Annotated in this window: 14 protein-coding genes; 11 read left to right on the forward strand and 3 right to left on the reverse strand. The window is 62.2% G+C overall.

From position 1 onward, the window contains the following. Positions 1 to 240 precede the first annotated feature (240 nt). From HX839_RS28915 to HX839_RS28950, 8 genes are all read left to right on the forward strand, one after another. Complete coding sequence (locus HX839_RS28915) at positions 241 to 1,143, forward strand: AraC family transcriptional regulator (RefSeq protein WP_003218429.1); 903 nt, start codon at positions 241 to 243, stop codon at positions 1,141 to 1,143. Between the two features lie 133 nt (positions 1,144 to 1,276). Then, positions 1,277 to 3,505 carry a TonB-dependent siderophore receptor gene (locus tag HX839_RS28920; RefSeq protein ID WP_003218431.1) on the forward strand — a complete coding sequence of 743 codons (2,229 nt, stop codon included), beginning with the start codon at positions 1,277 to 1,279 and terminating at the stop codon, positions 3,503 to 3,505. Positions 3,506 to 3,510: 5 nt separating this feature from the next. Then, positions 3,511 to 4,362 (forward strand): PepSY domain-containing protein, encoded by an 852-nt coding sequence (locus HX839_RS28925; protein ID WP_003218433.1) that lies wholly within the window; start codon positions 3,511 to 3,513, stop codon positions 4,360 to 4,362. Beyond that, complete coding sequence (locus tag HX839_RS28930; protein WP_177068072.1) at positions 4,359 to 5,474, forward strand: ABC transporter substrate-binding protein; 1,116 nt, start codon at positions 4,359 to 4,361, stop codon at positions 5,472 to 5,474. Before HX839_RS28925 ends, HX839_RS28930 begins: the two co-directional genes overlap by 4 nt. Continuing rightward, positions 5,471 to 6,538 carry an iron ABC transporter permease gene (locus HX839_RS28935; RefSeq protein WP_023658859.1) on the forward strand — a complete coding sequence of 356 codons (1,068 nt, stop codon included), beginning with the start codon at positions 5,471 to 5,473 and terminating at the stop codon, positions 6,536 to 6,538. The genes HX839_RS28930 and HX839_RS28935 overlap by 4 nt, the downstream gene beginning before the upstream one ends. Positions 6,539 to 6,564: 26 nt before the next feature. Continuing rightward, complete coding sequence (locus tag HX839_RS28940) at positions 6,565 to 7,344, forward strand: ABC transporter ATP-binding protein (RefSeq protein WP_003218440.1); 780 nt, start codon at positions 6,565 to 6,567, stop codon at positions 7,342 to 7,344. A 3-nt stretch (positions 7,345 to 7,347) separates the two neighbouring features. Next, a complete protein-coding gene (locus tag HX839_RS28945; RefSeq protein WP_003218442.1) occupies positions 7,348 to 8,568 on the forward strand; it encodes an MFS transporter in 1,221 nt (406 codons plus the stop codon). A 107-nt stretch (positions 8,569 to 8,675) separates the two neighbouring features. Continuing rightward, the gene (locus tag HX839_RS28950) at positions 8,676 to 9,119 is read left to right on the forward strand and encodes a hypothetical protein (protein ID WP_008436193.1); all 444 of its coding nucleotides are present in this window, start codon (positions 8,676 to 8,678) and stop codon (positions 9,117 to 9,119) included. Between the two features lie 18 nt (positions 9,120 to 9,137). On the opposite strand, the gene pssA is transcribed toward HX839_RS28950, so the two are convergent. Continuing rightward, positions 9,138 to 10,481, reverse strand: a complete 1,344-nt coding sequence (pssA, locus tag HX839_RS28955) for a CDP-diacylglycerol--serine O-phosphatidyltransferase (RefSeq protein WP_003218446.1) — start codon at positions 10,479 to 10,481, stop codon at positions 9,138 to 9,140. 125 nt (positions 10,482 to 10,606) lie between these two features. On the opposite strand from pssA, the gene HX839_RS28960 reads away from it, so the two are divergent. Together HX839_RS28960 and HX839_RS28965 are read left to right on the forward strand one after the other, a co-directional pair. Further along, positions 10,607 to 11,158 carry a TetR/AcrR family transcriptional regulator gene (locus HX839_RS28960; protein WP_134326690.1) on the forward strand — a complete coding sequence of 184 codons (552 nt, stop codon included), beginning with the start codon at positions 10,607 to 10,609 and terminating at the stop codon, positions 11,156 to 11,158. A 32-nt stretch (positions 11,159 to 11,190) separates the two neighbouring features. Further along, positions 11,191 to 11,670 carry a nuclear transport factor 2 family protein gene (locus HX839_RS28965; protein ID WP_177050534.1) on the forward strand — a complete coding sequence of 160 codons (480 nt, stop codon included), beginning with the start codon at positions 11,191 to 11,193 and terminating at the stop codon, positions 11,668 to 11,670. A 140-nt stretch (positions 11,671 to 11,810) separates the two neighbouring features. Here HX839_RS28965 and HX839_RS28970 read toward each other — a convergent pair whose 3' ends face one another. Then, entirely contained in the window at positions 11,811 to 12,971 is a 1,161-nt protein-coding gene (locus tag HX839_RS28970; RefSeq protein ID WP_003218452.1) for a PQQ-dependent sugar dehydrogenase, read from the reverse strand. Between the two features lie 30 nt (positions 12,972 to 13,001). Next, positions 13,002 to 13,322, reverse strand: a complete 321-nt coding sequence (locus HX839_RS28975) for a hypothetical protein (RefSeq protein WP_177009410.1) — start codon at positions 13,320 to 13,322, stop codon at positions 13,002 to 13,004. A 196-nt stretch (positions 13,323 to 13,518) separates the two neighbouring features. Here HX839_RS28975 and HX839_RS28980 point away from each other — a divergent pair, with 196 nt between their 5' ends. Beyond that, positions 13,519 to 14,367 carry a Ku protein gene (locus HX839_RS28980; RefSeq protein WP_003218456.1) on the forward strand — a complete coding sequence of 283 codons (849 nt, stop codon included), beginning with the start codon at positions 13,519 to 13,521 and terminating at the stop codon, positions 14,365 to 14,367. Positions 14,368 to 14,377: the final 10 nt, after the last annotated feature.

Below are 14,377 nucleotides of genomic sequence, written 5' to 3' on the forward strand. Positions count from 1 at the left end.
AGTCGCCAAGGGCTGCGGAAATGAGAGTGATTATTAATAGGCAAAAGCCGCAGCACGGCAACCGGCAGGACATTCGTTTGCGCGGCTTTTTCTTTTGATTGCGCTACAGCGTGAGTTTCTGCGGCCTGCAGCGATGAGGCGTGGTCCGGGCTTTCGGCTAAAGGATAATCATTCTTAATTACAGGTAAGAAATTTCCTGCTAGCGTATGCCCCTCTTTTCCGGTTCACAGGGAGTCCGCCATGCTCAGCCCACACGCTGCGCCGCTACCGACCCAAAGGGATTTCACCCTCAATTTTCCCAACACTTTGAACACGGGTGCCGCCACCGTCGTGCCGGAAATCACCCTGTCCGCCGGGACTGTGTTGATGGACAGCCAGATGTGGATGCAAGAGCCGCTGTGGCAAGGTTTGAAGATCATCCTGGTGCTCAGCGGCCAGCTCAATTGCCGGGTCGAAGGCCAGCAGGAAGTGGAGATTCGCGGGCCGACCCTGTGCGCCGTGGCCAACCAGGGTGAACATTGTGGCGATCACCTGTTCGCCAGTGGTGTGCCGGTGCGCTACACCACCGTGCAGCTGGATTTCCCGTCGATCCGCAGCGTCGGCCTTGAGCCTGAGCGCCTGCTGGATAAACGCGGCGGCGGGCCGATGATGTTCTGCCAGCCCGCGAGCAAACCGTTGCTCGCCCTTGCCCAACAGATTTTCACCTGCCCGTTGCAGGGCCCTGCCCGCTCCTTCTATCTGGGCGGCAAGGCCCTGGAGCTGACAGCGCTGGGGGTGGAGGGAATTCTCGCGCAAACCGAGTCGCGCCCGGTGCAGGACGCCCATTGCAACTCAGCGGACATCGAACGCATTCATGCCGCCCGCGACCTGTTGCTCGGTTCGTTGCAGGCTTCGCCGTCATTGGCCGAGCTGTCTCGCGCAGTCGGCCTCAACCCGCGCAAATTGACCGCGGGCTTTCGTCAGGTATTCGGCACCAGTGTCTATGTGTACTTGCAGGAACAGCGCCTGGCCGAAGCCTATCGCCTGCTCGCCAGCGGTGAGACCAATGTGTCCAGCGCCGCGTACCGCGTGGGTTACAGCCCGGCGCATTTCTCCACGGCGTTTCGCAAGCGTTTCGGGGTTTCGCCCAAGGCGTTGCGCTGACGGGTTGTGAAAGTTCCGCCCTGCCCCGCAAACGAAAGAAATGATCGCTCGACCCAAAGCAATAGCCCTGCGTCACAACGCCTGGATGAGATACGTTTGCATTCGCATTGAACACCTCATCATGGAGTGAAGCATGGGCACCCGCGTTCTGTACCGAGACACCCCAGGTTTGCCAATCGATACCGCAGTCCCGCACTTGAAAACCAGTCGCAAGCCCTTGGCAACCCTGATCCATGGCGTTGCCCTGGGCCTGTCGCTGACCCAGATGAACCTTGTGCAGGCCGCCGAGGCGGACACCGATCACGCCCTGGTGCTCGACAGCAGCGTGGTCACCGGGACCCAAGCCGACAGCCCCACCGGACAACAGGCCGGCTACGTGGCCAAGCGTAGCCTCAGCGGGACCAAGACCGACACCGCGCTCAATGAAATCCCCCAGTCGATCTCCGTAGTGACCCGCGACCAGATGGACGCGCAGCAAGTGCAATCGGTGAGCGAAGCGTTGCGCTACACGGCCGGCGTGCAGGCCAACACTACCGCCGCCAGCCAGCGCTTCGACAACCTCTCGATTCGCGGCTTCGACGTGACCAGCACCGGCATGTTGCGCGACGGCTTACGTGGCACCACCACCCAGGCCTGGCCAAAAGCCGAAGCCTATGGCCTGGAACGCATCGACGTGCTCAAGGGCCCGGCCTCGGTGTTGTTCGGCCAGAACGCACCGGGCGGTGTGGTCAACCAGATCAGCAAGCGGCCACTGGACCAGTCGTTCCATGAAGTGCAGCTCCAGGGCGGCAGTTTCGACCGCGCCCAGGGCCAGTTCGACTTCAGCGGGCCACTGGATGACCAGAGACAATTCCTCTATCGGCTGGTGGGCCTGGAGCGCAGCAGCGGCACCCAGTTCGATCACATCAAGGACGACAAAACCTTCATCGCGCCGTCGTTTACCTGGCGGCCGAACGACGACACCAGCCTGACCGTACTGGCCGATTACTCGGAGGATGAATTCGGCGCGCCCCGGGTGTTCCTGCCGACGGTGGGCACGCTCAAGCCGAACCCGAATGGCAAGGTCAAACACAACGTCTTTCTCGACGAACCCGGCCTGGACAACGGCCGCACGCAATACTCGCTGGGCTACCTGTTGGAGCACCGGATCAACGATGTGTGGAGCCTGAATTCCAGCGCACGTTATGGCCACGTCAACCTGCTGACCAACACCGCCAGCGGCATGTCCCTGGCGCCGGACCTGCGCACCTTGAACCGGTCGGCCTACCGCTTCCGCATCGTCGGCGACGTGTACTCCCTGGACAACAATGCCCAGGCCCGCTGGAACCTTGGCGAGGTGCAGATGGTGTCGCTGCTGGGGGTCGATTACCGGCGCACCCGTGAAGACTATTACCTCAACGGCGGCGCGGCATCGTCGATCGACATCTACAACCCGGTGCACGGGGGTGTGTTCGCGCCGAACACCCCGTTCGCCAGCACCTTGCAGCGCGCCGACCAGACCGGGCTCTACGCCCAGCAGCAGATGACGTTCAACGACCGTTGGGTACTGACCGTCGGCGGTCGCCAGGATCATTCGAGTGCGCGCACCGACAACCGCCTGACCGACACCGGGCAGAAGCAGGACGACAACAAGTTCACCTACCGTGCAGGCCTCGTTTACCTGGCCGACAACGGCCTGTCGCCGTACATCAGCTACGCCACCTCGTTCGACCCGGTGCTCGGCACTGATTTCTACGGCACCAGCTTCAAACCGAGCACCGCCAAGCAGTCGGAAGTCGGCATCAAGTACCAGCCGCCCGGGATCGACAGCTACATCACCCTGTCGCTGTTCGACCTGACCCAGCAGAACGTCAAGACCACCGACCCGAGCAACCCGCTGAATAGCGTGCAGACCGGTGAGGTCAACGTGCGCGGCGTGGAGCTGGAAGGCAAGGCCAGCCTCGCCAAGGGCCTGGACCTGCTGGCAACCCTGACCTACAACGACGCCGAAGTTAGCAAGAGCAACAACCCGCTGGAAAAAGGCAACCGCCCCACCGACACCCCGGAAAAAATGGCGTCGTTGTGGGCTGACTACACCCTGCCCTTTGGCCCGCTCACCGGGCTCGGATTTGGCGTCGGCGTACGCTATATCGGTTCCACCGAGGCCGATGCTGCCAACACTGTGAGCGTGCCCTCCTACACCTTGCTCGACGCGGCGGTGCACTACGATTTCGACAAGCTGATCCCGGCGGCCAAGGGCCTGCGCCTGGCGGTGAATGCCACCAACCTGACCGACAAGCACTATTACGAAGGCTGCTCCCTCTCCAGCTGCAGTGCCGGGTATGACCGCAGTGTCATCGCCAGCCTGCGCTATCGCTGGTAACTGCCATGCGTGGGTGGTGGCTTCGTGTGCATCGATGGCTGGCGCTGAGCGTCGGCCTGCTGCTGGCGCTGATTGGCTTGAGCGGTGCGCTGCTGGAACTCAAGGGGCCGATCCTGCGCTGGGAGGTCGGCAGCCAGGCCTTGGACCTGGCTCCGGTTGAACACGGCGCACTGCTGGATGACGCGCAGTGGATCAGCGCGGCACTGGGTGCCTACCCGCAATTTCAGAAAGTCTTTGGCGCCGCAAAACCGCGCCAGGGTTTCCTGGAATCGGACAACGCGATCGTCTTCGGAGCCCTGGAGGATCGGCCCGGCATCGGCATTGCGATGATCGATCCCTACAGTGCCGAGCCACGGGCATTTTTTGTGTTCGATGACCTGTGGCTGGCGAAGCTGGTGGCGCTGCACCGGGCACTGCTGTTGCCGCCGCCCATTGGCGCCGTCGCCCTGTTTGCCTGTGGCCTGGTGCTGCTGGGCTCGGTGGGCAGCGGCCTGTACCTGTGGTGGCCGGGGCGGCGCAGCTGGTGGAAAGCCGCCAGCTTGCGCCCGGGCAGCCAGGGCCTGCGCCGCCTGCGGGAATGGCACAACGTCGCAGCCGCCTGGCTGTGCCTGCCGTTGGCGGTGATTGCCGGCAGCGGCGCCTGGCTGGCCCGGCCCGACTGGTTCTTCGCCAACCCCGCCGCGATCAAACCGCTGTTCTCCGCCGCCCACGGCCACCTGTTGCTCGGGTTGCCCGGCGCGGCCCTGGCCTTTCTTTGCGGCCTGGCATTGCCGCTGCTCTATCTCACCGGGCTGTTGTTGTGGTGGCGCAAACGCGTCCGCCACGTGCGCCCAACTGTTCAAGGAAATTGTTCATGAAACACCCTCTGTTGTTGCAACGCGGCCTGCTGCTCGGTCTTGGCCTGTTAATGAGCGGCCTGGCCTGCGCCCACACCGTCACCGACCTGGCGGGGCGCAAGGTCGACGTACCGGACAAGGTCTCGCATATCCTGCTGGGTGAAGGCCGGATGATCTACTCGCTGTCGCTCCTTGAAGGCAAGAACCCGTTTACCCGCATCGCCGGCTGGCAAGGGGATTTTCGCGGCCTGGACGTGCAGGGTTACGCCGCGTTCCAGAAGCACTTTCCCGAAGCCGACAATGTACCGTTGGTAGGCGGCACCTCCGCCGAAACCTTCAGTGTGGAAAAGGCCCTGGCGGTACACCCGGACCTGGCGATCATGGCCTTGAGCGGCGGCCATGGCCCGAGCCCCGACAGCGAGGCGGTCAAGCAGCTGGAAGCGGCCGGCGTGGCGGTGATTTTCGTCGACTTCAGCGACCATCCGCTGAGCAACACGGTGCCGAGCATGCGCCTGCTGGGCAAGGCTCTGGACCGTAATCAACAAGCCGAGGACTACATCGCGTTTTACCAGGCCTCGCTGGCCAAGGTCACCGATACCCTGGCCAAGGCCGGGACGGTAAAACGGCCGAAGATCTTCATCGACATGCTCGCCGGCCTGCAGGATTGCTGTGGTTCGCCGGGCACCGGCAACTTCGGGGAAATGATCAAGCTCGCGGGTGGCCGGAACATCGCCGACGGGCGCATTCCCGGCCCGATCGGCACATTGAACGTCGAATACATTCTGTCCAGCGATCCGGATGTGTACGTCGCCACCGGCGTATTCGGCCACGGCCAGGGCGGTGTGACCCTCGGCTATTCGGCCACGCCGCAGCAGGCCAGCGACAGCCTCAAGCAAGTGTCCCAGCGCGCGCCGCTGAATGAACTGCGGGCGGTACGTGAAGGCAACGTGCATGGCCTCTGGCATATTTTCTATGACTCGCCGGAACACTTGATCGCAGTGCAGGCCCTGGCCAAGTGGCTGCATCCTGAGTTGTTCGCCGACCTGGATCCGGAACAGACCCGAGCCGAATTGTACCGGCGCTTTATGCCAATTCCGGCCAGCGGCGTATTCACCACGAGCCTTGTGCCGTGACGCAGGTGCAAGCCTGTGCGAGCGCCGATGGCGCAGGTGAGCGCTATCGCCACCGCCATGGACGACGGGTATTGCTGTTGTCGGCGCTGGCGTTGGCATTGGTGGTTTCCCTGGCGGTGGACATCACCACCGGGCCTTCCGGCATGAGCCTGACGCGCCTGTTGCAAGTGCTGTGGGACCCGGCTTCGATGCCGCGGGTGGAGGCGGTGATCGTATGGAATGTGCGCCTGCCTTACGCGTTGATGGCGGTACTGGTGGGCGCGGCACTGGCCCTGGCCGGCGCCGAAATGCAGACGGTGCTGGATAACCCGCTGGCCAGCCCGTTCACCCTCGGCGTTTCCGCCGCCGCCGCCTTCGGTGCAGCCCTGGCCATTGTGCTCGGGATGGGCATTCCTGGCGTGCCGGCGCAGTACCTGATTTCGGCCAACGCCTTTCTGTTCGCACTGGCATCGGTGGCATTGCTGTATCTGTTGGCACGCTGGCGTGGGTTTGGTGTGGAGAGCCTGGTGCTGTTCGGGATTGCCCTGGTGTTTGCGTTCAATGCGCTGGTGGCACTGCTGCAGTTTGTGGCGAGCCAGGACAGCCTTCAGCAACTGGTGTTCTGGACCCTGGGCAGCCTGGCCCGGGCGTCCTGGGAAAAGCTCGCGATCCTCGCTGCGGCGTTGCTGCTGTGCCTGCCGTTTTCCCTGCGTCAGAGTTGGGCGTTGACTGCCCTGACCCTGGGCGAGGAACGCGCCCGCAGTTTCGGGATTGATGTCGGCCGCCTGCGGGTGCTGTCGTTGCTGCGCATCAGCCTGCTGTCGGCGCTGGCGGTTTCGTTTGTCGGCACTATCGGTTTTATCGGGCTGATTGCTCCGCATATCGCGCGGCTGTTGGTGGGTGAAGATCACCGCTTGTTCCTGCCAGCGAGCGTGCTCAGCGGTGGCTTGATCCTGTCGATGGCGTCGATTGCCAGCAAGGCATTGATGCCCGGCGTGTTGATTCCGGTGGGGATTGTCACCGCACTGGTGGGAATTCCGTTTTTCATGGCGATTGTGATGCGTAACCGCCGAGGTGCTCTGTGACCGGATTAAGCACACAAGCATTGAGCATGCACTACGGCAGTCGCAGCGTGCTGCAGGACATTCATCTGCCGGCGTTGCTGCCCGGCACCATCACCGCGCTGATCGGCCCCAACGCTGCCGGCAAGTCGACCTTGTTGCGTGGCATCGCCGGACTGCACAAGGCGCACGGCCAGATCTGGCTGGAGGGTGTCGATCTCAATCGCCTGCCGCAAGTCGAGCGCGCGCAACAAGTGGTGTACCTGCCTCAGAGCCTGCCGGAGCGTACGCGCCTGTGCGCCTTCGAAGCGGTACTGAGTGCGGCCATGGCCGGCCATCGCGGCGCGGGTTTTGCGCCTGGGCGGCCGAGCCCGACGGTGCTCAAGGGCGTGGAAAAAATCCTCGCCGACCTCGACCTGACCGCCCTCGCCGACCGCCCGATCGATGCACTTTCCGGTGGCCAGCGCCAACTGGTGGGCCTGGCCCAGGCCCTGGTGCGCCAGCCTCGGGTGTTGCTGCTGGACGAACCCACCAGCGCCCTGGACCTGTATCACCAGTGCCAGGTGGTGGAAGCCATCACCCAGGCCACCCGCGAACGCAACCTGATCACCCTGGTGGTGGTGCACGACATCAACCTCGCCCTGGGCTTCAGTGATCAGGTGGTGGTGTTGCACAACGGTCAGTTGGCCGCTGCCGGGCCACCGCAAGTGGTGATCAATCAGGCGTTGCTGAAAAACGTCTATGGTGTGAGTGGCCGCCTGGAACAGGTGCATGGCCGCCCGCTGGTGATGGTGGATGCACGACTGCCCTTTTCTCCTGCCCTTGGATAACCGATGAACAGCTCCCAAGACGCTGCACTCGCGACTTTGCACACTGACCGCCCATTCAACCTGAGGCCGCTGCTGTTGGCCAACATGGCCTGCACCATGGCGATGATGGCATTTGTCTCGCTGATTGGCCCGATCGCTCGGGTGCTTGGCCTGGCCACCTGGCAGGCAGGTGCGGCGGTCACCGTGTCCGGGGTGATCTGGATGCTTCTGGCTCGTCCATGGGGCCAGGCCAGTGACCGACTGGGCCGGCGCCGTGTGCTGCTGCTGGGCACCGGTGGTTTCACCCTGGCCTACTGGGCGCTGTGCGTGTTTATCGATGCGTCCCTGCAACTGCTGCCATCGGCCATGTTGGCGTTTATCGGGCTGATTCTGGGTCGTGGCCTGATCGGCGTGTTCTACGCTGCGATACCGGTGGGCGGCTATGCGCTGGTGGCCGACAACATTGAGCCTGAGCACCGCGCCAAGGCCATGGCTTCCCTGGGCGCCGCCAACGCCTGCGGCCTGGTGCTGGGCCCGGCGATTGCTGCGCTGTTGGCGCGTCACAGCCTGAGCCTGCCGTTTTATGCGATGGCGGTGTTACCGCTGTTGGGATTCTTGTTGCTGCTGGCCAAATTGCCGCGCCAGGAGCTGCACCTCAAGCAGCCGCCCAAGCCGGTCAACCTCTCGGACCCACGCCTGCGTCGACCGTTGGTGGTGGCGTTTGTCGCGATGCTGTGTGTGTCGATCGCGCAGATAACCGTGGGTTTTTTCGCGTTGGATCGCTTGAAGATGAACCCGGCCGATGCGGCACAAACTGCCGGTATCGCCCTGACCATGGTCGGGCTGGCGTTGATCTGTTCGCAACTGGTAGTGCGCAAACTGGAGTGGCCGCCGCTGCGGATGATTCGCATCGGTGCGGTGGTGTCAGCCCTGGGATTTGCCGGCAGCATGTTCGCTGATACGGCCTGGATCCTGTGGCTGTGCTTTTTTGTGTCCGCGGCCGGCATGGGCTGGATCTTCCCGTCTTTCGCGGCGCTGGCGGCGAATGCGGTGGATGCGTCGGAGCAAGGCGCCACGGCAGGTTCGGTGGGTGCGGCCCAAGGCCTGGGCGTGGTGGTCGGGCCGTTGGCCGGGACCTTGATCTACGCGATCGAACCTCGCCTGCCCTACTTGGTGGCGGCGGCGCTGCTGCTATTGATCGCGTGCTGGCCGGCGGCACGGCAACCAGGTAACACCCCAGGTTGAGCTACCTGTTATTTCTGACAGTAGACGTCCATCCCTGAAAAGCCTCTGATAAAGCGCGTGGCCACAGCATTAGCTGAGGCCACCTACCTTTTCTGGAGACAAGCACCATGAGCGACGACCTGAATGACTTGACGACATTTACTGACAGAAATTGGAATGGCTGGCACCCGGACCGCCCAGACACCGCAAAGCTTGAGCCACGGACGCCTGGGAACGATCACGAGTTCTACCTCACCAATGCATCCGATGCGGTTCATGAGATGGGTATCTCCAAGTCCTACTCATTCATAAAGGGCACTGAATACACAGTGATCTTTGAATACCGGACCCTATCGGAAACGGACATCATCGTGTTGGCGGGAGGCTTGGAGCAAGCATACGGGCCACATCCACCGTCTCCCGGCTGGACGCGCCTGACTGTCCCTCTTCCGTACGTGAAAGAGGACGGAGGCACTCACCCAATCTCAATCAGACTCTGGTCAAGAAGTGCAGGCAGCGAACCCCATCGCTACGACTTGGACAACATTCTTGTCAGGTCGATTCCGGATTAACCTGCAAGGTCACGGGCCCTACAAAATCCGATACAGCAAACGCTCGATCCGCACCCGGCTGACCCGGCGCAAGAACTTGCCGACGGCCGCCGGGTACTCCACCAGGGTTTCCAGCTGCTGGTAGCGTTCAATACGCGAGGTGTGCTGGAAAATCTCGGCAAGCTCGGTGCGCCGTGGCCCTACCCACTCACCCTTGGGATCATCGATCAGCAAGGCGTTTTCCAGGTCGAGGCGAAACGCTCGTGGGTTGATGTTGTTGCCGGTCAGCAAGGTGTAGCGCTGGTCGACCCACATGCCCTTGAGGTGGTAGGTGTTGTCGCCGTCGCGCCACAGGTGCAGGTTCAGCTGGCCGCTGTCGATCATGCGCTGGTGGCGCTTGGCGAAGCGACGCAGGCTTATTTCGTAGAGATACGGTAGCGCGGCGATGACCTTGAACGGCTCGCTCGGCGGGATGTAGAAGTCGTTGGCAGTCTTGTCGCCAACAATGATGTCAATCTTCACCCCGCGGGCCAGGGCGCGGTTGATTTCCCGGGTCACCGGCAGCGGCAGGTTGAAGTACGGCGTACAGATAGTCAGCTGGTGCTGGGCGCTGGCAATCAGCTCGCAGATCACCCGGCTCAGGGGGTTGTTCTTGCACACGCCCAGCAACGGACTGACCGTCAGGCTGCCGTTGGGCAACTGCCCCGCCGTGGTGTCATACACCGCGTGTTTCAGGCGGCTGCGCAGGTCGCCGATGTCGTTGCGCAGGCTGCGGGTGGTCGGCGGGTTGGGCAGGTCCAGGCGATGCACCGCCTTGGCGGCCACCAGGCCGTGCTCCACCAGGTGCTGCATCGAGTCGGCCAGCGCCTTGTTGTGGATCAGGTGATAACGGTCATAGCGGTACTTGTCGAACTTGTGCAGGTACACGTTATTCAGGCTGGCGCCGCTGTACAGCACGCTGTCATCGATCACGAAGCCCTTGAGGTGCAGCACGCCGAACAGTTCGCGGGTTTGCACCGGCACCCCATACACCGGCACTTCGGTGCTGTGGGACTCGGTCATGGCCTGGTACCAGGCGCTGTTGCCCGGCTGCTTGCCGGCGCCGATCAAACCACGCTGGGCCCGCAGCGAGTCGACCACCACCACGATATCCAGCCCGGGCCGGGCGGCCTTGGCAGCATGCAGCGCGTCGTAGATCTCTTGTCCCGCCTCATCCTGCTGCAGGTATAACGCCACGATGTAGATGCGCTGGGTGGCCTGGGAAATTTTCTCCAGCAGGCAACGGCGGTACTCGGCGGCGCCGGACAGCACCTCGATCGCGTCGGGCGTGAGGGGAAAACCGCGCAGCTTGGGCAACAGGGAGCGTTTGAATAACGACGGCATAGGGCTCGCAATGGGTCGAATCCGAAGGACTCCAGAGCTTACACCATGGGCTGGCTCAGGTCTTCCCGCCCAGGGTTAAAAATAATTAATTGACCAAGGAGAACGATCGTTCTACTGTAATCTCCATGAACGATATCACTCGCGACATTATCCTCGACGTCACCGAAAAGTTGATCTACCGAAATGGCATCGCTGCCACCGGCATGGATCTTCTGGTGAAAACCGCCGGCGTCTCCAGAAAGAGCGTCTACCGCTACTTCGCCAACAAGGACGAACTGGTGATTGCCGCCCTGCAACGCCGCGACGAGCGCTGGATGCAGTGGCTGCGCAACGAAGTTGAACACCACTCCACCACAGGCGAGCGCCTGCTGGGTGTGTTCAGCGCGTTGAAAACCTGGTTCGGCTCCGATGACTTTCGCGGCTGCGCCTTCATCAACACCAGCGGCGAGACCGGCGACCCGCACAACCCGGTGCGCCAACTGGCCAAGGCCCATAAACAGAAACTGTTCGAGTACGCCCTCGAACTGTGTCAAGCACATGGCACCCCCGACCCGGAACGCCAGGCCGCGCACCTGCTGATCCTGATTGATGGCGCCATTACCGTTGCCCTGGTGATGGGCGACACCACCGCTGCCGATAATGCGCAATCCATGGCGCGAACCCTATTGCAACTTTGACCTGACTTTTAAACCTGTTAAGGAGCCGTCCCATGTCATCCAACGCAGAAATACGCCCGCCGTTGCCGCCATTCACCCGTGAATCGGCGATTGAAAAAGTTCGCCTGGCCGAAGACGGCTGGAACTCCCGGGACCCGCAACGGGTGTCCCTGGCCTATACCCTGGATACCCAATGGCGCAACCGTGCCGAGTTCGCCCACAACCGCGAAGAGGCCAAGTCCTTCCTGACCCGCAAATGGGCCAGAGAGCTGGATTATCGGTTGATCAAGGAGTTGTGGGCGTTTACCGGCAACCGCATTGCGGTGCGCTATGCCTATGAATGGCATGACGACTCCGGCAACTGGTTCCGCTCCTACGGCAACGAGAACTGGGAGTTTGATGAGAACGGCTTGATGGCGAACCGGTTTGCCTGCATCAACGACATGCCGATCAAGGAAAGCGAGCGCAAGTTCCACTGGCCGCTGGGGCGGCGTCCGGATGAGCATCCGGGGTTGTCGGAGCTTGGGTTGTAGGCTCGACGCTACACAACTGTGGGAGCGGGCTTTTTTGTGGGAGCTGGCTTGCCTGCGATGCAGACACCTCGGTGTATCAGGCACATCCAGTTGATGCCATCGCAGGCAAGCCAGCTCCTACACAACTCCGGTGGTGTCCGTCAGTCCTGGTTCAAACCCACCCGATACAACACGCCGTTATCTTCATCCGTGAGCACATACAGGTAACCATCCGGGCCCTGGCGCACATCGCGGATCCGCGCTTTCAGGCCACCCAGCAGTCGCTCTTCGTGGATGACCTTGTCACCGTCGAACTGCAAGCGAATCAACTCCTGGCTGACCAATGCCCCGATAAACACGTTGTGCTGCCAGGCCTTGAACCGGTCAGCGTCGTAGAACGCCATGCCGCTCACACCCGGGGATTTTTCCCAGACGTGGTGCGGTGCAACGGTGCCTTCGACTGTCTTGCCCTTGGCCTCGGGAATCGGCGTCAGGGAATAGTTGATGCCATGGGTTGCCAGGGGCCAGCCGTAGTTTTTCCCTCGTTCAATGATATTGATCTCATCCCCGCCACGCGGGCCATGTTCGTTTTCCCAGAGTGTGCCGCTCCACGGGTTGAGTGCCGCACCCTGGGGGTTACGCTGGCCGTAGGACCAGATTTCCGGCCTCACGCCTTCCTGGCCGACGAAGGGGTTGTCTTCAGGTATACGACCGTCCGGGAAGATCCGCACGACTTTGCCTTGCAGCTTGTCGAGGTCCTGGGCGGTGGGGCGGTCGTTGTTTTCCCCAAGGGTCACAAACAGGTAACCATCGCGGTCAAACACCAGCCGCGAGCCGAAGTGGTTGCCCGTGGACAGCTTGGGCTCCTGACGCAGGATCACCTTGAAGTCTTGCAGGCCGCTCAGGTCATCGCTCAAGCGCCCACGCCCGACTGCGGTGCCTGCGGTGCCATTAGTGCCGCCGCCCTCGGCGTAGGACAGGTACACCAGGCGGTCCTCCTTGAAGTCCGGTGACAGCACCACGTCCAGCAGGCCGCCCTGCCCTTTGGCAAACACCTTCGGCACGCCACTCAGGGGCGCGGACAGTTTGCCGTCCGGGCTGACAAACCGCAGGTTGCCGGGACGTTCGGTGACCAGGAAGCCTTGCTTGTCCGGCAGGAACGCCACCGCCCACGGGTGATCGAGGCCCTTGGCAATCGGGGTGACGGTGATACTCCCTTGCTCGCTGGGAAACTGTTGGGTGGCGGCCGCCGAGACAGGCAGCGCCAGGGGCAGCAAGGCAGCGGCGCAGAAGGTCGCTAGAAGGGTTTTGCGTAACAGCATACGGTGGGTTTCCTTGTCGTCTTTACACACTCAATCGCCGCGATTGCCATTGGCGTCACGGGTGGGAGTCTTGGGCTGGATAGCCGGCGGGGTCTGCGCGCCGTCACGGCGCTGGACGCTGTTGCCGATACCGCCGTTTTGCAGGGTCGGCGGCCGCTGTGCCGGCGGAATATAGGTGCCTCGCGCTGCCGGCGCGTTGGGCTGGGTGCCCTGCATGCTGTTGGGGTTGGCCTGGTGGATGGGGCCGTTGTAGGGGTTGTTGCTGCTGCCGGGCAGGTTTTGCGCCTGTGCCAAAGAACTCAAGGCCAGGCCCAACGCCAATACGGCAAGGTTGCGCAAACGGGTGTTCATGACAAAGCCTCTCTGGGCGCAAGTAATACGTGCTTTCGATAACACGCTACGCCTTGGGTTCGACGTTGGTAACTAAATAGTTTCTCATCAGGTGTAACACGATCTGTCTGAAACCCTGGTGCCAGCCGGCTGGCCAGGGAAACTTTTGCCGAATCCGCCCTGTCACCTGAAGACCACACACTTCAGGAATACCGACATGCCACGGGCTATCTGGAAAGGCGCAATCAGTTTTGGCTTGGTGCACATCCCCGTGTCACTGGTCTCGGCCACGTCCTCCCAGGGCGTCGACTTCGACTGGCTGGACAAACGCAGCATGGACCCGGTGGGTTACAAGCGCATCAACAAGACCACGGGCAAGGAAGTCACCAAGGAGAATATCGTCAAGGGCGTGGCCTACGAGAAAGGTCGCTACGTGATCCTCAGCGAAGATGAAATCCGCTCTGCCCACCCCAAGTCCACCCAGACCATCGAAATCATCGCGTTTGTGGCCAGCGACCAGATCCCGTTGCAGAACATCGACACGCCCTACTTCCTGGCCCCCGACAAGCGCGGCGGCAAGGTGTATGCCCTGCTGCGCGAAACCCTGAAGAAAACCCGCAAGGTCGCCCTGGCCAACGTGGTGCTGCACACCAAGCAGCACCTGGCGGCACTGATGCCGCTGGAGTCGGCGCTGGTGCTGGTGATGCTGCGCTGGCCTGCCGAAGTGCGTGGCCTGGACGAGTTGGAATTGGGCAGCGACGTGACCAAACCGACATTGGCCAAGGGCGAACTCGACATGGCCAAGCGTCTGGTGGAAGACATGAGTGCCGACTGGCAGCCGGACGAATACCGCGACAGCTTCCAGGAAAAGATCATGGCACTGGTGGCGAAGAAGGCCAAGGCCGGCAAGATCGAAGACGTGGAATCCAGTGAAGGTGTGGATGAGCGCAAATCCGCGGACGTGATCGACCTGACGGAGTTGCTCAAGCGCAGCCTGGCCGGCAAGCCCGCGACCAAGGCTGCAGCCAAGAAACCTGCCGCGAAAAAGACCAGCAAGGCTTCATGAGGTAAACCGC

The sequence above is a fragment of the Pseudomonas sp. I8001 genome, from assembly GCF_013385345.1.
GTDB lineage: Bacteria > Pseudomonadota > Gammaproteobacteria > Pseudomonadales > Pseudomonadaceae > Aquipseudomonas.

Coding starts and splice junctions, on each gene's coding strand:
- HX839_RS28920 (WP_003218431.1), top strand. CDS start 1,277: ATGGGCACCCGCGTTCTGTACCGAGACACCCCAGGTTTGCCAATCGAT.
- HX839_RS28965 (WP_177050534.1), top strand. CDS start 11,191: ATGTCATCCAACGCAGAAATACGCCCGCCGTTGCCGCCATTCACCCGT.
- HX839_RS28970 (WP_003218452.1), bottom strand. CDS start 12,971: ATGCTGTTACGCAAAACCCTTCTAGCGACCTTCTGCGCCGCTGCCTTG.
- HX839_RS28930 (WP_177068072.1), top strand. CDS start 4,359: ATGAAACACCCTCTGTTGTTGCAACGCGGCCTGCTGCTCGGTCTTGGC.
- pssA (WP_003218446.1), bottom strand. CDS start 10,481: ATGCCGTCGTTATTCAAACGCTCCCTGTTGCCCAAGCTGCGCGGTTTT.
- HX839_RS28980 (WP_003218456.1), top strand. CDS start 13,519: ATGCCACGGGCTATCTGGAAAGGCGCAATCAGTTTTGGCTTGGTGCAC.
- HX839_RS28975 (WP_177009410.1), bottom strand. CDS start 13,322: ATGAACACCCGTTTGCGCAACCTTGCCGTATTGGCGTTGGGCCTGGCC.
- HX839_RS28940 (WP_003218440.1), top strand. CDS start 6,565: ATGCACTACGGCAGTCGCAGCGTGCTGCAGGACATTCATCTGCCGGCG.
- HX839_RS28915 (WP_003218429.1), top strand. CDS start 241: ATGCTCAGCCCACACGCTGCGCCGCTACCGACCCAAAGGGATTTCACC.
- HX839_RS28925 (WP_003218433.1), top strand. CDS start 3,511: ATGCGTGGGTGGTGGCTTCGTGTGCATCGATGGCTGGCGCTGAGCGTC.
- HX839_RS28950 (WP_008436193.1), top strand. CDS start 8,676: ATGAGCGACGACCTGAATGACTTGACGACATTTACTGACAGAAATTGG.
- HX839_RS28960 (WP_134326690.1), top strand. CDS start 10,607: ATGAACGATATCACTCGCGACATTATCCTCGACGTCACCGAAAAGTTG.
- HX839_RS28945 (WP_003218442.1), top strand. CDS start 7,348: ATGAACAGCTCCCAAGACGCTGCACTCGCGACTTTGCACACTGACCGC.